At 64.9% G+C, this 16,203-nt stretch carries 18 protein-coding genes; 15 read left to right on the forward strand and 3 right to left on the reverse strand.

Going from position 1 to position 16,203, the window contains the following annotated elements; translation table 11 throughout:
- The first annotated feature begins 20 nt into the window (after window positions 1-20).
- The 5 genes from ctaD to PA01_11480 are packed head-to-tail and all read left to right on the forward strand — an operon-like array spanning window position 21 to window position 3,404.
- The gene (gene ctaD / locus PA01_11465; protein ID KON82125.1) at window positions 21-1,598 is read left to right on the forward strand and encodes a cytochrome c oxidase subunit I; all 1,578 of its coding nucleotides are present in this window, start codon (window positions 21-23) and stop codon (window positions 1,596-1,598) included.
- 8 nt (window positions 1,599-1,606) lie between these two features.
- Complete coding sequence (locus PA01_18845) at window positions 1,607-1,720, forward strand: cytochrome oxidase small assembly protein (protein KAI5913105.1); 114 nt, start codon at window positions 1,607-1,609, stop codon at window positions 1,718-1,720.
- A complete protein-coding gene (locus tag PA01_11470; protein ID KON82126.1) occupies window positions 1,717-2,274 on the forward strand; it encodes a cytochrome c oxidase assembly protein in 558 nt (185 codons plus the stop codon). Before PA01_18845 ends, PA01_11470 begins: the two co-directional genes overlap by 4 nt.
- Complete coding sequence (locus tag PA01_11475; protein ID KON82467.2) at window positions 2,271-2,534, forward strand: DUF2970 domain-containing protein; 264 nt, start codon at window positions 2,271-2,273, stop codon at window positions 2,532-2,534. The genes PA01_11470 and PA01_11475 overlap by 4 nt, the downstream gene beginning before the upstream one ends.
- Before the next feature lie 18 nt (window positions 2,535-2,552).
- Window positions 2,553-3,404 (forward strand): cytochrome c oxidase subunit 3, encoded by an 852-nt coding sequence (locus tag PA01_11480; protein ID KON82127.1) that lies wholly within the window; start codon window positions 2,553-2,555, stop codon window positions 3,402-3,404.
- On the opposite strand, the gene PA01_11485 is transcribed toward PA01_11480, so the two are convergent.
- Window positions 3,399-3,599, reverse strand: a complete 201-nt coding sequence (locus PA01_11485; GenBank protein ID KON82128.1) for a twin transmembrane helix small protein — start codon at window positions 3,597-3,599, stop codon at window positions 3,399-3,401. The two genes, PA01_11480 and PA01_11485, sit on opposite strands and share 6 nt — an antisense overlap.
- Window positions 3,600-3,659: 60 nt before the next feature.
- On the opposite strand from PA01_11485, the gene PA01_11490 reads away from it, so the two are divergent.
- From PA01_11490 to PA01_11510, 5 genes are read left to right on the forward strand one after another with little or no spacing between them, the layout of a single operon-like run.
- Window positions 3,660-4,352: an SURF1 family protein gene (locus PA01_11490; protein KON82129.1), complete on the forward strand. Its 693-nt coding sequence runs from the start codon at window positions 3,660-3,662 to the stop codon at window positions 4,350-4,352.
- The gene (locus PA01_11495) at window positions 4,349-4,918 is read left to right on the forward strand and encodes a hypothetical protein (GenBank protein ID KON82130.1); all 570 of its coding nucleotides are present in this window, start codon (window positions 4,349-4,351) and stop codon (window positions 4,916-4,918) included. Before PA01_11490 ends, PA01_11495 begins: the two co-directional genes overlap by 4 nt.
- Window positions 4,919-4,955: 37 nt before the next feature.
- Window positions 4,956-5,993, forward strand: a complete 1,038-nt coding sequence (locus tag PA01_11500; protein ID KON82131.1) for a COX15/CtaA family protein — start codon at window positions 4,956-4,958, stop codon at window positions 5,991-5,993.
- A complete protein-coding gene (cyoE, locus tag PA01_11505) occupies window positions 5,959-6,873 on the forward strand; it encodes a heme o synthase (GenBank protein ID KON82132.1) in 915 nt (304 codons plus the stop codon). The genes PA01_11500 and cyoE overlap by 35 nt, the downstream gene beginning before the upstream one ends.
- 32 nt (window positions 6,874-6,905) lie before the next feature.
- A complete protein-coding gene (locus tag PA01_11510; GenBank protein KON82133.1) occupies window positions 6,906-7,493 on the forward strand; it encodes an SCO family protein in 588 nt (195 codons plus the stop codon).
- A 143-nt stretch (window positions 7,494-7,636) separates the two neighbouring features.
- On the opposite strand, the gene rpoH is transcribed toward PA01_11510, so the two are convergent.
- Window positions 7,637-8,488 (reverse strand): RNA polymerase sigma factor RpoH, encoded by an 852-nt coding sequence (rpoH, locus tag PA01_11515; protein ID KON82134.1) that lies wholly within the window; start codon window positions 8,486-8,488, stop codon window positions 7,637-7,639.
- Between the two features lie 441 nt (window positions 8,489-8,929).
- Here rpoH and PA01_11520 point away from each other — a divergent pair, with 441 nt between their 5' ends.
- Window positions 8,930-10,012 (forward strand): porin, encoded by a 1,083-nt coding sequence (locus tag PA01_11520; GenBank protein ID KON82135.1) that lies wholly within the window; start codon window positions 8,930-8,932, stop codon window positions 10,010-10,012.
- Between the two features lie 427 nt (window positions 10,013-10,439).
- On the opposite strand, the gene PA01_11525 is transcribed toward PA01_11520, so the two are convergent.
- Window positions 10,440-11,210 (reverse strand): long-chain N-acyl amino acid synthase, encoded by a 771-nt coding sequence (locus tag PA01_11525; protein ID KON82136.1) that lies wholly within the window; start codon window positions 11,208-11,210, stop codon window positions 10,440-10,442.
- 218 nt (window positions 11,211-11,428) lie between these two features.
- On the opposite strand from PA01_11525, the gene PA01_11530 reads away from it, so the two are divergent.
- The 4 genes from PA01_11530 (at window position 11,429) to PA01_11545 (ending at window position 16,194) form a co-directional block, all read left to right on the forward strand.
- A complete protein-coding gene (locus PA01_11530; GenBank protein KON82137.2) occupies window positions 11,429-12,064 on the forward strand; it encodes a polysaccharide export protein in 636 nt (211 codons plus the stop codon).
- A gap of 72 nt (window positions 12,065-12,136) precedes the next feature.
- Window positions 12,137-13,681: a chain length-determining protein gene (locus tag PA01_11535; protein ID KON82138.1), complete on the forward strand. Its 1,545-nt coding sequence runs from the start codon at window positions 12,137-12,139 to the stop codon at window positions 13,679-13,681.
- A gap of 13 nt (window positions 13,682-13,694) precedes the next feature.
- Window positions 13,695-14,684, forward strand: coding sequence for an XrtA-associated tyrosine autokinase (locus PA01_11540; protein KON82139.1), 990 nt, complete (start codon window positions 13,695-13,697; stop codon window positions 14,682-14,684).
- Window positions 14,685-14,715: 31 nt separating this feature from the next.
- Window positions 14,716-16,194: a TIGR03016 family PEP-CTERM system-associated outer membrane protein gene (locus tag PA01_11545; protein KON82468.1), complete on the forward strand. Its 1,479-nt coding sequence runs from the start codon at window positions 14,716-14,718 to the stop codon at window positions 16,192-16,194.
- The last annotated feature ends 9 nt before the right edge of the window (window positions 16,195-16,203 follow it).

Genomic DNA, 16,203 nt, shown 5'->3' on the forward strand with positions numbered 1-16,203 from the left:
CGGAACGTCAAGGAGGCAGCATGGCCGCGGTAACTCCCGATCAGTTGCACGACCACCATCACGGCCCGACCGGGCTGATGCGCTGGATCACGACGACGAATCACAAGGACATCGGCACGATGTACCTGATCTTCAGCTTCGTGATGTTCCTGTCCGGGGGCGTGCTCGCGCTGACGATCCGCGCGGAGCTGTTCCAGCCCGGCCTGCAGATCGTGCAGCCCGAATTCTTCAATCAGCTGACGACGATGCACGGGCTGGTGATGATTTTCGGCGCGATCATGCCGGCTTTCGTCGGCTTCGCGAACTGGCAGATCCCGCTGATGATCGGCGCGAGCGACATGGCGTTCGCGCGCATGAACAACTGGAGCTTCTGGCTGCTGCCGCCGGCGGCGATCCTGCTGATCGGCTCGTTCTTCGTGCCGGGTGGCGCCACCGCCGCCGGCTGGACGATGTACGCGCCGCTGTCGGTGCAGATGGGCATCGGCCAGGACATGGCGATCTTCGCGGTGCACATCATGGGGATCAGCTCGATCATGGGCGCGATCAACATCGTCGTCACGGTGCTCAACATGCGCGCACCCGGCATGAGGCTGATGAAAATGCCGCTGTTCTGCTGGGCGTGGCTGATCACGGCCTATCTGCTGATCGCGGTGATGCCGGTGCTCGCCGGCGCGGTGACGATGGTGCTGACCGACCGGCATTTCGGCACGAGCTTCTTCAACGCCGCGGGCGGCGGCGACCCGGTGATGTACCAGCACATCTTCTGGTTCTTCGGCCACCCGGAGGTGTACATCATGATTCTCCCGGCCTTCGGCATCATCAGCCACATCATCCCGACGTTCGCCAGAAAACCGCTGTTCGGCTACGCGTCGATGGTGTACGCGCTTGCAGCGATCGCGATCCTGAGCTTCTCGGTGTGGGCGCACCACATGTTCACGACCGGCATGCCGGCCGTCGGGCAGCTGTTCTTCATGTATGCGACGATGCTGATCGCGGTGCCGACCGGCGTCAAAGTGTTCAACTGGGTTGCGACGATGTGGCGCGGTTCGATGAGTTTCGAGCCGCCGATGCTGTGGGCGGTCGGCTTCATCCTGGTGTTCACGATCGGCGGCTTCACCGGCCTGATCGTCGCGGTCGCGCCGATCGACATCCAGGTGCAGGACACCTATTACGTCGTCGCGCATTTCCACTACGTGCTGGTCGCCGGGAGCCTGTTCGCGCTGTTCGGCGGCGCGTACTACTGGCTGCCGAAATGGACCGGCCACATGCCTGACGAGCGCCTCGGCAAGATCCATTTCTGGTGCTCGATGGTGTTCTTCAACATCGCGTTCTTCCCGATGCATTTCCTCGGGCTCGCCGGCATGCCGCGGCGCATCCCGGACTACGCGCTGCAATTCGCCGATTTCAACATGCTCGCGACGATCGGCGCGTTCGGCTTCGGCCTGTCGCAACTGATCTTCATCGTCGTCGCGGTGAAATGCGTGCGGGGCGGCGCAAAAGCGTCGGCGCGCGCGTGGGAAGGCGCCGACGGGCTCGAATGGACGGTGCCGTCACCGGCGCCGTACCACACTTTCGAGGAAGCGCCGGTGGTGCGGTGATGATGATCATGACAAGGGACCCGCGCCGCTCGGCCAACATCCGCACTGCGCTGGTGCTGGCGGCGCTCGCCGTCGCGTTCTTCGTCGCCGTCATCTTCAAGTATGGAGTGTTCGCGCGATGAGCATGATTGCTGCCGAGAACCGCCGGCTGCTGTTCCGTCTCGCAGTGGCGGCGGTGGTGATGTTCGGCTTCGGCTTCCTGCTCGTGCCGTTCTACGAAAAGATCTGCGAGGTCGCCGGCGTGAACAACCTGCTGCAGCCGGACCGCGTCGCGAATTCGCAGGTGGACGCTTCGCGCACGATCACCGTGCAGTTCGACGCCAACACCCATGACCTGCCGTGGCGCTTCCGTCCGCTGCAGGCTGCCGTGAAAGTTCATCCGGGGGAACTGGTGACGATCGCGTACGAAGTGTCGAACACCCGCGATGAGCCCGTGACCGGACAGGCCGTGCCGAGCTACGGGCCGCAGCGCGCCGGGAAGTTCTTCCGCAAGCTGGACTGCTTCTGCTTCACGCAGCAGACGCTCCAGGCGGGCGAAAAGCGCACGATGCCGGTCGCCTTCGTCGTCGATGCCGAGCTGCCCGGTGAAATCACGACGATCACGCTGTCCTATACCTTCTTCGAGATTGCGGGGCGACGGGTCGTCGGCGCACCCGGAGGTGGAGCGGCCTCTTGAGCGATGCGCGGGACGATGGCCAATTGCCGGGCCCGGGCCGGGAGCCGGGCCCGGAACCGCAGCGCGAGCCGCGCCGGGCCGGTTTCTGGGCGACGTTCAGCGCGGTGCTGTGGTCGTTTCTCGGCGTGCGGCGGCACGACGCGTATCACCGCGACGCCACGTCGCTCGACCCGAAGCTGGTCGTCGTGGTCGGGCTGCTCGCGGGATTGCTGTTCGTGCTCGGCCTCGTCACGGTCGTGCACTTCGTCGTCGGAGCATAGAAGGCCTGGGAGGCAGTCATGACGCACACGCTGGACAAATACTTCGTGCCGGAGCCGTCCAAGTACCCGATCTTCGGCTCGATCGCGCTGCTGCTGTTCGCGTCCGGCGCGGTGATGTGGCTGAACGAGATCGGGCCGGGGCGATGGGTGCTGTTCCTCGGCGTCGCGACGCTCGTCTACATGCTGTTCGGGTGGTTCGGACAGGTGATCCGCGAATCCCAGAGCGGCAAGTACGGCAAGCAGGTCGACCGCTCGTTTCGCTGGTCGATGGGCTGGTTCATTTTTTCGGAGGTGATGTTCTTTTCCGCGTTCTTCGGCGCGCTGTTCTACGCGCGCGTGCTGAGCGTGCCGTGGCTGGCGAGCGGCGCGAACGAGGCGTTGATCTGGCAGGGTTTCACCGGCGCGTGGCCGTCCGACGGCCCGTATCTGGCGGACCCATTCACGCCGATGGGCGCGTGGGGCATTCCGGCGCTGAACACGCTGATCCTGCTGTCGTCGGGCGCGACGCTGACCTGGGCGCATTACGGCCTGCTGAAGGACAACCGCAGCCAGCTCAAGATCGGCCTGCTGCTGACGATCCTGCTCGGCGTGACGTTCCTCGGCTTCCAGATCTACGAATACGTCCACGCCTACCGCGAACTCAATCTGCAGCTCGACACCGGCATCTACGGCTCGACGTTCTTCATGCTGACCGGCTTCCACGGCCTGCATGTGACGATCGGCGCGATCATGCTGACGGTGACGTTAGGGCGCGTGCTCGCCGGGCACTTCAGCCCGGAGCACCATTTCGCCTTCGAGGCGACCGCGTGGTACTGGCACTTCGTCGACGTCGTGTGGCTGATGCTGTTCGTCGTCGTCTATTGGCTATGAGCCGAGGCGCTGCGTGATCAACCCCGACGCCAACCCCGCCATCAGCAGCACGAACAGCGCGATCGACAGCGCGACGCGCAGCGCAAGCGCATGCACGGTGCGCCGGCTCTTGCCCTGGTCGCGCAGCAGGAACACCAGCGCCGACGCGAGGCTGCCGACGATGAGCACCAGAAAGACGATCACGACGACGTTCATGACGGGACTCCGGCGAGCTGACGAAGAGTTCCATTCTCGTCGAAGCGGACGGCGGCGGCGATGATTTTTGGCCGCGTTCATCCGCTGCCGCTGGTCGCCGGCGTCGCGCTGGCGCTGCTGACCGCGCAGCTCGGCAGCTGGCAGCTGGGCCGGGCGGCCGAGAAGACCGCGCTGCAGGCGCGCATCGCGTCGGCGGCGGCCAGTGCACCGGTTTCCCCATCGGGATCGATGCCGGTGGCCGAATGGCAGCCGGTGCGGCTGCACGGCGAATGGGTCGCGGCGGCGACGATTTATCTCGACAACCGCATCCGGCGAGGCCGCCCGGGCTACGAAGTGCTGACACCGCTGCGCCTCGCAGGCGACGCCGGATGGGTGCTGGTCAATCGCGGCTGGATCGCGGCAGGCCCGGACCGCGCGGTATTGCCCGACGCGGCGCCTGCAGCGGGAGCCATCAACCTTGCCGGCATCGCCCGCGTGCCGCCGGCCGACCCGTTCACCCTTGCACCGGAGGCCGCGCAGGGGCGGGTCTGGCAGTACCTCGACATCGAGCGCTATCGCGCGCTGTCCGGGCTCGCGGTGCGCGACTGGATCGTCCAGCAGACTTCGGCTGCCGCCGACAGCCTGCAGCGCGACTGGCCGCGACCGGACGCCGGCATCGACCGCCACCGCGGCTATGCGCTGCAGTGGTACTCGCTCGCGGGACTGTCGCTGGTGATGACGGGCGTGTATGTTTTCAGGAGGCTCAGGTCGTGACGCAACGCAGTGCCAAACTCACGCTCGCCGTGCTTGTGCTGGTGTGCACCCTTCCGGTGGCGGCGTCGTATTTCGCCTATTACGTGTGGCAGCCGCAGGGCCAGGTGAACTACGGCGAGCTGATCCCGCTCGCGCCCCTGCCCGACGCGGTCCTCCCCGGCGTGGCCGGCCAGCCGCCGTTCGAACGGGAAGCGCTGGACGGCCGGTGGACGCTCGTCTATGCCGGCTCCGGCGCCTGCGGGGCGGATTGCGAACGGGCTTTGTATGCGACGCGCCAGTCGCGCCTCGCGCAGGGCAAGGAGATGACGCGTGTCGATCGGCTGTGGCTCGTCACCGACGATGTGGATCCGCCGGCGGCGCTGCTCGGCCGGCACGACGGCCTGCGCGTCGCGCGCGCCGGTTCGCCGTGGCTCGTTCGTTTTTCCGGCGCGGAGCGCGGCGTTCATGTGTTCCTGGTCGATCCGCTCGGCAACGTGATGATGCGTTTCCCTGTCCCGACCGACATCAAGGGGGTGATCAAGGACCTGGAGCGCCTGCTCAAGTATTCCGGGCTCGGGCGGGGATGACGACGTGCGCGCCGCGAACGCTACCGAAGAGGCCCCGATGACGCTCTACCGACGCCTGGTGCTGGCGGCGCTCGTGCTGACCACGCTGGTGGTCGTGTTCGGCGCCTATGTGCGCCTCTCCGACGCCGGCCTCGGCTGTCCCGACTGGCCCGGGTGCTACGGCCGGCTCACGCCCCACCACGCGTCGGCGGACATCCTGCAGACGCATGCTGCCGATCCGCACGGGCCGGTGAGCCTGCCGAAGGCGTGGAAGGAGATGATCCACCGCTATCTGGCGGCGAGCCTCGGGCTGCTGATCATCGCGATCGCCGTGCTCGCGTGGCGCAGGCGTAACGACGCGGCGAGTTCGCCGCGGGTCGCGGCTGCGCTCGTCGGCCTCGTGATCTTCCAGGGGCTGCTCGGCAAATGGACCGTCACGCTGCTGCTCAAGCCGGCGATCGTCACCGCGCATCTGCTCGGCGGCCTGGCGACCTTGGGATTGCTCGGGTGGCTAGCGCTGAAGGCGTGGCGCATGCCGCCGGTCGCCGTCTCGCGCGGCCTGCTGGTCGCGGCGCGGTGCGCGCTCGTGCTGCTCGTGGTCCAGATCATGCTCGGCGGCTGGACCAGCGCGAATTACGCAGCGCTCGCGTGCAGCGATTTTCCTGCGTGCCAGGGGAGCTTCTGGCCGCGTGCGGACTACGCCGATGCGTTCCAGGTCGTGCGCGAACTCGGCATGACGGCCGACGGCGAGATCCTGTCGTTCGCCGCCTTGACCGCGATCCACTGGTCGCACCGGATCGGGGCTGCACTGACGGCGCTGGCGCTGTCTCTGCTCGCATGGGCATTGTTCCGGCGCCCGGCGACGCGGGCAGCAGGCTTCGCGCTGTTTGCCGCGCTCGCGCTGCAGACCGCGCTCGGTGTCGCGAATGTCCTGTTCAGCCTGCCGCTGCCGCTTGCCGTCGCGCACAACGCGGGCGCAGCGCTGCTGGTCGGAGTGATGGTGACGATCAACTACCGGATGCGCGCCATGCCTCGCCTGGCCGCAATGGGGAGAAGCGAACATGAGCGTGCTGAACACGAGAACTCTTACGCTTGACCGCCATGCCGCCGCGCGGCGGCTGCACGCGTTCTACGTGCTGACGAAACCGCGCGTCAATACGTTGATCGTGTTCTGCGCGGTGATCGGCATGTTCCTCGCAGTGCCCGACGGGCTGCCCGATCCGAAAAGCGTCGTCGCCGCGACGCTGGGCATCGCTTTCGTCGCCGGCGCTGCCGCCGCGATGAACTGCCTCATCGAGGCCCACCTCGACGCACGCATGGCGCGCACCCGCCACCGCCCGCTGCCTCGCGGCGAACTTGTGCCCGCCGAGACGCTGCTCTTTGCCGGCGTGCTCGGCGGCACCGGGCTGACGGTGCTGTATCACTGGGTGAATCCGCTGACGATGTGGCTGACGCTCGCGACGTTCGTCGGCTACGCCGTCGTCTATACGGTCCTGCTCAAGCCGCGCACGCCGCAGAACATCGTGATCGGCGGCGCGTCGGGCGCGATGCCGCCGGTGCTCGGCTGGGCCGCCGTCACCGGCGAAGTCAGCGCTGACGCCCTGTTGCTGTTCCTGATCATCTTCGCCTGGACGCCGCCGCACTTCTGGGCGCTGGCGCTGTATCGCAGCGCGGACTATGCGCGCGCCGGCCTGCCGATGCTGCCCGTGACGCATGGGCCGGAATTCACCCGCCTGTCGGTGCTGCTCTATACCTGCATCCTGTTCGGCGTCACGCTGCTGCCGTTCGCGACGCGAATGAGCGGCCCGCTGTATCTCGTCTGCGCGATCGCGCTCGGCGCGGGCTTCCTGCGCCATGCGTGGCGCCTGTACGCCGATTACAGCGACGCATTCGCGCGGCGCACGTTCCGCTTCTCGATCCTGTATCTGTTCTTGCTCTTCGCGGCGCTCCTGGCGGATCATTACCTCCCGTTCTGATCCCGCTGCCGTTGCAGTCTGCCGACGTCCCGATGCTACGCACCCTGATCCTCGCGACCGCGCTTGCGCTCGCGGGCTGTACCGATTCTTCCCCGCCCCCGCCTTCTTTCCACGCCACCGATATCACCGGCGCCGAATACGGCAGCACGTTTGCGCTGACCGACCACCACGGCACGCCGCGCACGCTGGCGGATTTCCGCGGCAAGGTCGTGACGATGTTCTTCGGCTATACGCAATGTCCGGACGTCTGCCCGACGACGCTGTCGACGATGAGCGAAGTAATGCGCCTGCTCGGGCCGGACGCCGAGCGCGTGCAGGTGCTGTTCGTCACCGTCGATCCCGAGCGCGACACGCAGGCGCTGCTCGCGAATTACGTTCCGCAGTTCGACGCGCGCTTTCTCGGCTTGTATGGCGACGCTGCGCAGACGCAGGCGGTGGCAAAGGATTTCCGGATTTTCTATCAGAAAAGCGGCGATACCGAAGGGGCGAACTACACCGTCGACCACGTCGCTGGCACGTATGTCTTCGATCCGGCGGGGCGGTTGCGCCTGTATGTGCGGCATGGGGAATCGGCCGAAAACATCGCGGCGGACATCAGGGCGTTGCTCGCGGCGAAGTGATGTTCGCCTGCGAGCGCGAGGACGCTCGCCCGCAGGCGTCTGCGGGCAGGAGGCCGAAGCCTGCGACCGCTCCAACGAAAGTGCTTTCGCGTTTCCGCCCCCGCTGCAAGAAAACTCGGCGGCGCGTCGTTTTCCCGAGAGGCTCAGGCAGGCGCCAGCAAGCCCCGCATCTTCTGCATCGCCTTGGCCTCGATCTGGCGGATGCGTTCCGCCGACACGCCGTATTCGGCGGCGAGTTCGTGCAGCGTCGCGCTGTCGCCTTCGGTCAGCCAGCGCCGCTTGACGATTGTGCGGCTGCGGTCGTCGAGGCTCGCGAGCGCATCGTTCAGCCCTTCGTCCTGCAGACGGGCGAGTTGCGCCTGTTCGAGCACTTCCGAAGGCTCGGCGTTCGGGTCGGGCAGGTATGCGATCGGCGCGAAGTGATGTTCGTCGTCGTCCGGTCCGCCTTCGAGCTGGACGTCCCGTCCGGTGAGCCGGGTTTCCATTTCGACGACTTCCTCGGGTTTCACGCCGAGCTGCTTCGCGACCGCGACCACTTCATCCCGATTCAGCGTGCCGGTGTCCTGCTTGAGGCTGCGCAGGTTGAAGAACAGCTTGCGCTGGGCCTTCGTCGTCGCGATCTTGACGAGGCGCCAGTTCTTCAGGATGTACTCGTGGATCTCGGCCTTGATCCAGTGGATCGCGAACGACACGAGCCGCACGCCACGCTCGGGGTCGAAGCGCTTCACCGCCTTCATCAGGCCGATGTTGCCTTCCTGAATCAGGTCGGCGTGGGGCAAGCCATAGCCAAGGTAGCCACGCGAGATCGCGACCACCAGCCGCAGATGAGACATCACCAGTCCGCGCGCAGCTTCCAGGTCGCCTTCATCGCGCAGCCGCGTGGCCAGACTCACCTCTTCCTGCTCGGTGAGCAGCGGGATGCGATTCACCGACTGGATGTACTGGTCGATACTGCCGACGGCAAAAGGTACCGGGAAAGACAGGGCTTGGCTCATATATATGGGTCCTCCTCGAAACCAATGTTAGCACTCATGGCCTTGGAGTGCTAAGCGCCTGCCCGGCTTCCAGTTGGCGGCATCCGGAACCCGGGCATGCCGCGCCGGCGGCGCCATGCCCCGAGCACCGAAAACCTTTGCCGCCGGCCGTTTCCTCCGAGGGCTGCAGGCATGCTCATGGCGTTCCAGTCGCAGTGCAGCAATGCTGCAAACATATGCACGACGCCGCCGGGCAAAAGGGCAGCCATGGCCGGGCGTGCCGTATCGGGTATCCATGTTGCGTCGGTGCAACATCTTTTGTCGGCAGCGTGCGTTCCGGGCCTGCTCGACTTGCGCCTGCATGCTCCCGTTTTGCACAATCGGTTCAACTTCTCGCTTGAGAGGTAAGTCGGGCCGTGGTGGATCCCCCGGTCTCAGCTTCAAATTAGAGGAGAAATATTCATGCAGAAGAAACTGATTGCCCTGGCCGTCGCCGGCCTGGTCTCCGCCCCGGTTTTCGCGCAGTCGAACGTCACCGTGTACGGTGTCGCCGACGCCTTCTTCGGCTACGGCAAGATGGACGACAACAAGTTCACCGGCGTCGAGAGCGGCGGCTGGGCGGGTTCGCGCCTGGGCTTCAAGGGCAGCGAAGACCTCGGCAACGGCCTGAAGGCGGTGTTCACGCTCGAGTATGGCCTCGAACTCGACGACAACGAAGGCGTCGGCGCCGGCGGCCCTCGTGCCCGTCAGCAGTTCGTCGGCCTGCAGGGCGGCTTTGGCTTCATCGGTCTCGGTCGCCAGTACAATCCCGGCTACTACGTGTTCAAGTACGACGCGATCAACGTCATCCCGTTCAGCCCGCAGTTCATCCTCGCGGCTAACCAGGGTTCGAACATCGTCGCAGGCACGCCGGCTCGCGTCAGCAACGCAATCAACTACAAGTCGCCCGATTTCGGCGGTCTGACGCTGAACGCGATCTACGGCTTCAACGAAGCGAACCAGGACAACAACCGCCAGGCAGGCGACACCGCCGCGCTCGGCGCCGAATACGCGAACGGCCCGCTCGCGGTCGGCCTCATCTACAGCCAGGTGAAGCAGGACGCAGGCGCGATTCCGAGCGAGAAGTTCCCCGTTACCACTGCCGATGAAACCAAGAAGGAAGCGTATCTGGGCGCCGCCTACGACTTCGGCATGTTCAAGCTGATGGGCTCGTACCAGATCATCAAGGATGCCACCGCTGCGGAAGACGACAACAAGATCTGGCAAGTCGGCGGTGTGGTCCCGGTCAGCTCGGCCGGCAAGGTCCATCTGTCGTATGGCCGCACGGACGCCGACACGGACGACAGCGATGCCGCGGCCTGGTCGCTGATGTACTCGCATAGCCTGTCGAAGCGCACCCTCGCTTACGTGGGTTACACGCAAGTCGACAACGACGACGCGACCAACTATTCGGTCCTCGCCAAACGGACCGACGAGACCACTGGCGCGCCCCTCTTCGACGAAAACAGCCGCAACTTCCTGATCGGTGTGAACCACTCGTTCTGATCGTCTCCTGACGATTTGAACTCCGCGGGCGCTTCGGCGCCCGTTTTCGTTCCTGCTTGTTCCCGAAAAACGCCATCGTTGCGCTGTGCCGACCGTCTGCGCGCCACGCGACGATTCCCGAGGTGCTGGCCGGTTATCCTTGCAGCGGATGGACAGGCGTCTCTCGTCATGCATGACAATCCAGCGCCGGGCAGCGCGAGAATCCGCGCTGCTCAGCAGAATTGCCGACTGCCGATGGGCAGGCGGAAATCCGCCGAAGGGAGCTCCGCGGTACCGGATGACCTGTCGTCAGAACGCGACTACGTCCACCAAGAGGTGCGTCGTGCAGAGTGTTGCCGGAATTGATCCGCGAATCGGTTCCGCTGTTCAGGAACGATAAGCGTCGAGCACCGATGGTGGCTGGCGCCCGTTGTGGCGCGCCGTCGGTTCAGGCTGCGGAGCGCAGGCCTTGCAGATCGAGCAGCATCCTGTCCTGTTCAGCGGGCGAGAAGAACAAGCGGTAGAGGCTGCGGTCCCGCGTCGACTCCTTTCCGCCGATGCGCCGGATTTCACGTTCCGCGTGTTCGAGTGAAAGCCGCATCAGCACTGCCGGGGCGCCGACGCGGGGGCAGATGCGTTCCGGCCCGGCGACCTCGTAGCCCATCATGCGGCTGTAGAAAGCCGTGTGCCGGGGATGTACCTCGATGAAGAGATCGGTCATGCGATGCACGAGGCGCGTGATCATGAAGGTCAGGTGAAAAACCGACGCCAGCACGTCCGGTGAACTGTGCGACGGGTCCATCGCCAGCCGGGTCACTTCGCAGACCCGTGCGCCGTTGCTGCGCGCCTCGTCGATTTCGCCCTGATAAAGTGTGTCGGCGAGTAAGCCTCGGGGGGAATCGATGCCGACGGTCAGCGTGCCGAAAAGAAGGTCTCCCTTGCACGCCGCGAGCGTTGTCTGGTCAGCATGTTTCGGCAGCTTCGCCGGCTGCTCCGTCGCGAGCCCGCGCCACGAATACATGCGCTGGATGAGCTTGCTGATTTTGCCGTGTACCTCGTCCATCTCGTCATGGACCATTCGAACGTGATATCCATCCCGCGTGATCGCAAAGTCAGGATTCATTGCGCCGAATTTGTCATCGATGATTGAAAGGGAGGGTTTCAAGCGAGACTGCTTCGCTTTTTTAATGCCCTCGGCGTGGTAAGCTGATTCTGTCATGTGTGTTCGCGCCTCGTCGTTGGAGGAGGAAAGCGCCCGAATTCGGGGGCAAGAAGAGCGCGATCCGTTTCAGGCCGCGCGCCGAACTCTACCGGCAGGGGATTAGGGACACTGTAAGCGGTTGTGTATTTTTTCCTGCGGCATAAGGGGTTACGATTCGTAGCATGAAGGAAATTTGCTCGGTGCATGATGGGCGCCGATCCAGAAGGGGAGCATAGATGATGGTAGAGAGTGCATCGATGTCGGGGGAAAGTCTCCGCAAGTTCCTTGGGGTGACCGTCGCAGCGGGCCTGTTGTCGGGGTGTGCGACGTCCTCGTTTCCACCTGCTCCGGCGGTCGCGTCGGATGCCGCATACAACTACGTGATCGGGCCGGGCGACACCGTGAATGTCGTCGTCTGGCGAAACCCCGAGTTGTCGATGGCGGTGCCGGTCCGGCCCGACGGCAAGATCACGACACCGCTCGTCGAAGATCTCCCGGTGCTCGGGAAGGATTCCTCGACGCTGGCGCGCGACATCGAGCAGGCGCTCGCGAAGTTCATTCGCGAGCCGGTCGTGACCGTGGTTGTAACGAACTTTGTCGGCCCCTACAGCGAACAGATCCGCGTCGTCGGCGAAGCGGCGACTCCGCAAGTCCTGCCCTACGTGCAGAAAATGACTCTGCTCGACGTCATGATCGCAGTCGGCGGCGTCACCGAATTCGCCGACGGCAATGGCGCCTCGATCCTTCGCACCGGGGAAGGAAACAAGCAGTACAGCGTCCGCATCAAGGACCTGCTCAAGCGAGGCGACGTGTCGGCGAACGTCGAAATGCGGCCAGGTGACGTGCTGATCATTCCCCAGAGCTGGTTCTGATTTCCTGACTTGGGTTGCGTGCCTGCGCAACACGGCACGATACATCGATTCGTACGGTGACAAGGGGCGCTGATGGAAGAGCTATTTTCGCAGATAGCCGGGTACGTGCGGGGAATGTGGCGGTTCCGCTGGTGGGGACTCGCCTTCGCGTGGATCGCGGGCATCACCGGAGGCTTCGTGATCTATTCGATGCCCGACCGATACGAATCCACGGCCCGCATCTACGTCGACACGCAGTCGGTGCTGCGGCCGCTGATGTCGGGACTCGCCGTCCAGCCGAATACCAACCAGCAGATCGCGATTCTCAGCCGCACGCTGATCACGCGGCCGAACGTCGAAAAACTCATCACGATGGCCGACCTCGACCTGGGGGCGCGCACGCCGGCCGAGCGCGAGGCGCTCATCGCCGAGCTCACCGGCGGGCTACAGATCCGGGGCGCCGGGCGCGACAACCTGTTCACGCTGGCTTACCAGGACACTCATCCCGAGCGCGCGCAGCGCATCGTTCAGGCGCTGGTGTCATTGTTCGTGGAGTCGGGTCTGGTCGGCAAGCGGCAGGATTCGACGTCGGCTCGGCGCTTCATCGACGAGCAGATCGCCGGTTACGAACAGAAACTCGGTGAAGCGGAAAACCGCCTGAAGGATTTCCGTCTGCGCAACATGGCGTTGCTCGGGGACGGGCGGCGCGACTACGTTTCGCAGATGGCGGAATTGTCCACGCAACTGCGGCAGGCGGAACTTGAGCTGAAGGAAGCGGAGAATTCCCGCGATTCGCTCAAGCGTCAGCTTGTCGGGGAGGAGCCGGTGCTCCTCGCGCAGCCGCCCAACCCGCTGTCGGTTGCGTTGCCGGAAATCGACGGACGGATCGACGCGCTGAAAAAAAACCTGGATGGCCTGCTGCTGCGCTACACCGATGAGCATCCCGACATCGTCGGCGCACGGCGCGTGATTGCGCAGCTCGAGGAGCAGAAACAGAAGGAAGTCGAAGCAATGCGGCAGGCCGACACCGGCTCTCCGTGGGCGCCGAATGGCAATCCGGTCGTCCAGCAGATGAAGATTTCGCTCGCCGACGCCGAGGCGCGAGTCGCATCTCTCGGCGCGCGGGTGGGGGAATTCCGCTCGCGACTTGCGGAATTGCGGTCGTCGGCCGAACTCCTGCCGAAGATCGAAGCCGAGCAGACGCAGTTGAACCGCGATTACGAAGTGCATAAGCGCAACTACGAATCGCTGGTCGCGCGCCGCGAATCGGCCAATATGTCCGTAGAAATGACTGCCCAGGGCGGAGTCACGGAGTTCCGCGTGATCGACCCGCCGAGCTTGCCGAACAAGCCGGCGGCGCCGAACCGCGCGCTGCTGATGCCGCTTGCCGGGCTGATCGGGCTGGGCGCCGGAATCGCACTGGCTTTCCTGCTCTCGCAACTTCGCCCGGCTTTCGACAACGTGCGCTCCCTGCGCGAAATCACCGGCTTGCCGGTGCTCGGCGCAGTCTCGCTGGTCGCGGATCCGGTGCTGCAGAAGAGAAGACGGCAGGGGCTGCTGGCATTCGGCGGAGGCGTCGCGGGGTTCGTCGTCGTGGTCGCCGGGATGACCGCGATGGTTCAGTTGCTGCAGGGCTAGGAGAGATCAATCCATGAGTCTCATCGAAAAGGCCGTCGAGCGGCTCGGTCAGTTGCAGCGCGCCGACGGGCAGGCGCCGGAGGAGGAAGCCGGCACGGTGGTCGAAGCGCCGAAAACCGTCCACGTTCCCGACGCCACCTCGACCGCTTCGCAGGCGCGTGCCGCGCGGAGCGAACGTGCCGCGGAGATGCAACGGGCGGGTGCACACGCCGTCGACGTCGAACTCGATCTGGAGCGCCTGAAGCAAATCGGGCTTGTCACGCCAAACCACCCACGCTCGGTGATTGCCGAGGAGTACAGGGTGATCAAGCGCCCGCTGATTCGCAACGCGCAGGGCAGAGGGGCTGCGGCGGTGGCCAATGGCAACCTGATCATGGTCACCAGCGCGTTGCCGGGCGAAGGCAAATCGTTTACCGCGATCAACCTCGCGATGAGCATCGCGATGGAACTCGATCACACGGTGCTGCTGGTCGATGCCGATTTTTCCCGGCCGGCAGTTCTTTCGCGTCTCGGTTTGCCGCCCCGCAAGGGGCTCATGGACGTGCTGGTCGGCGACGTCGGGGATCTTTCCGAAGTCATGCTGCGGACCAACGTCGAGAAGCTTTCGATTCTCCCCGCAGGCATGGCGCATCAGCGCGCGACCGAACTGATCGCCTCGGACGCGATGAACCGCCTGCTCGAAGAAATGGCAACGCGCTACGCGGAGCGGATCATCGTGTTCGATTCGCCGCCGCTGCTCGCGACCACCGAAGCCCGGGTTCTCGCGACCCACATGGGACAGGTCGTGATGGTCGTCGAATCCGACCGGACGACCCACGGCACGGTCCAGCAGGCGCTTTCGACGATCGACGCATGCCCGGTCAAACTCCTCGTGCTCAACAAAGCGGCCGAGGGCGGGCGCGGCAGTCTCTACGGATATGGATACGGCTACGGATATGGTTATGGCGGAGGTTCTCGGACGGAAGAGTATGGTGCGGACTCGCGGACAGACGCCGCGGCCTGAAATTCGCTTGCGCTGCGGGAGCAGCACGAGCGTGAAACTTCTTGCGCTTGCCGGCTTGGCGATCGTCGCCGGGAGCGTGCACGCGCAGGTCTTCATCGTGCAGCCCTCGATCTATTCGAGGTTGACGTATTCCGACAACGCCCGCGCGACCGAGGACGGCGAGGGCGACTGGATCGCCGAAGTCACGCCGGCGATCGCGATTGCCCGCGACCAGGGCCGCATCACCGGGAAGCTCGACGCCCGCCTGCGCAGTGTCGTGTACGCCAACGACAGCGACCGGAACACGTCGTTTGTCGCGATGCAGGGGCAAGGGCAGATCGAAGCGGTCGAAGACGTCCTTTTCGTCGACATGGCAGCTTCGGTCAGCCGCAACAACAGATCCGAGCTGAGGGGTCGGGGGTCGGAGGACTTTCTCTCTACCGACAGCGACAACGAGACGCGGATCTTTTCGTTCGGCCCGCGTCTGCACTTCAGGCTCGGTGCCGGCCCCGAGGGGCTTGCCAGCTACCGGATGAACTGGTTCGACAGCGGCGCAGGCATCGTTTCACGCACGGTCGAGAACACGCGTGGCCAGCTCTCCGACCCGCACGCTTTCGCCAAGGTTGGCTGGGCGCTGGATTATTCGCGCGCCGATACGCGTTATGACGACGCGGCGGACAGCGAGTTATCGGAGGAAATCGCTCGCGCAACAATGTTCCTGCACGTGTCGCCCCAGTTGCGCCTGCGGGCCATCGCCGGCCACGAGTCGAACGAATATTCGGTGCGTTCCGGGGATAGCAGCTCGATCACCGGTGCGGGATTCGACTGGAATCCGACGCCGAGAACGAGTCTCTCCGCTACCGGTGAAGATCGGATTTTCGGGCGCAGCTATTACCTGGATTTCAACCATCTCCGGCCGCTGTCGTGGTGGAACGTTTCCTATTCGCGGGACATCACGTCGTCGACCGAGACGGACGGCAGCGTCTTCGACGATCCGGCCTTCGCGAGCCTCTTCGACGCGCTCGCGACCGAAGTGCCGGACCCGTTCGAGCGCGAGGCGCTGGTGCGTCAGCAACTCGGTTATCCGGGGCTCGGGCTGTTCGATACGTTCGTGACCAACAACTATTTCCTCGCCCGCACGCTGCGCGCCAGTGTGTCACTGGTGGGTGCGCGCAACGTTCTGACGCTGTCGCTACAGCGCAGCGAACGCACCCGCCTCGGCGAGCCGGTGGTCAACGACCCGCGCGACGATCTTTCGCTCTTCAACGACGTCGAGACGCGCTCGGGAACCGTTTCGCTGAGGCACAGCCTGTCCCCCACCGCGACGTTGAATAGCAGCCTCATCCGTTCCTATTCGGAAGGTTCAGGTACGTCCGACGCCGAGACGAGGCGGACGACGTTTTCGCTCGGGGTCAGCTCGCGCTTCGGTAGACGAACCACGGGGAGCCTGATTTACCGCCATCAGCGCGCGGCAGGGGCGAGCGATTTCACGGAAAACCTCCTGACTGCCAGTGTCGGCATGCAGTTCTGACCGGGGATC

Origin of the sequence: Azoarcus sp. PA01 (assembly GCA_001274695.2) — a bacterium.
Lineage (GTDB): Bacteria > Pseudomonadota > Gammaproteobacteria > Burkholderiales > Rhodocyclaceae > Aromatoleum.

Excerpts from the sequence above, each read along its gene's own strand:
- ctaD (KON82125.1), top strand. The coding sequence starts at position 21 with ATGGCCGCGGTAACTCCCGATCAGTTGCACGACCACCATCACGGCCCG.
- PA01_18845 (KAI5913105.1), top strand. The coding sequence starts at position 1,607 with ATGACAAGGGACCCGCGCCGCTCGGCCAACATCCGCACTGCGCTGGTG.
- PA01_11470 (KON82126.1), top strand. The coding sequence starts at position 1,717 with ATGAGCATGATTGCTGCCGAGAACCGCCGGCTGCTGTTCCGTCTCGCA.
- PA01_11480 (KON82127.1), top strand. The coding sequence starts at position 2,553 with ATGACGCACACGCTGGACAAATACTTCGTGCCGGAGCCGTCCAAGTAC.
- PA01_11485 (KON82128.1), bottom strand. The coding sequence starts at position 3,599 with ATGAACGTCGTCGTGATCGTCTTTCTGGTGCTCATCGTCGGCAGCCTC.
- PA01_11490 (KON82129.1), top strand. The coding sequence starts at position 3,660 with ATGATTTTTGGCCGCGTTCATCCGCTGCCGCTGGTCGCCGGCGTCGCG.
- PA01_11500 (KON82131.1), top strand. The coding sequence starts at position 4,956 with ATGACGCTCTACCGACGCCTGGTGCTGGCGGCGCTCGTGCTGACCACG.
- cyoE (KON82132.1), top strand. The coding sequence starts at position 5,959 with ATGAGCGTGCTGAACACGAGAACTCTTACGCTTGACCGCCATGCCGCC.
- PA01_11510 (KON82133.1), top strand. The coding sequence starts at position 6,906 with ATGCTACGCACCCTGATCCTCGCGACCGCGCTTGCGCTCGCGGGCTGT.
- rpoH (KON82134.1), bottom strand. The coding sequence starts at position 8,488 with ATGAGCCAAGCCCTGTCTTTCCCGGTACCTTTTGCCGTCGGCAGTATC.
- PA01_11520 (KON82135.1), top strand. The coding sequence starts at position 8,930 with ATGCAGAAGAAACTGATTGCCCTGGCCGTCGCCGGCCTGGTCTCCGCC.
- PA01_11525 (KON82136.1), bottom strand. The coding sequence starts at position 11,210 with ATGACAGAATCAGCTTACCACGCCGAGGGCATTAAAAAAGCGAAGCAG.
- PA01_11530 (KON82137.2), top strand. The coding sequence starts at position 11,429 with ATGATGGTAGAGAGTGCATCGATGTCGGGGGAAAGTCTCCGCAAGTTC.
- PA01_11535 (KON82138.1), top strand. The coding sequence starts at position 12,137 with ATGGAAGAGCTATTTTCGCAGATAGCCGGGTACGTGCGGGGAATGTGG.
- PA01_11540 (KON82139.1), top strand. The coding sequence starts at position 13,695 with ATGAGTCTCATCGAAAAGGCCGTCGAGCGGCTCGGTCAGTTGCAGCGC.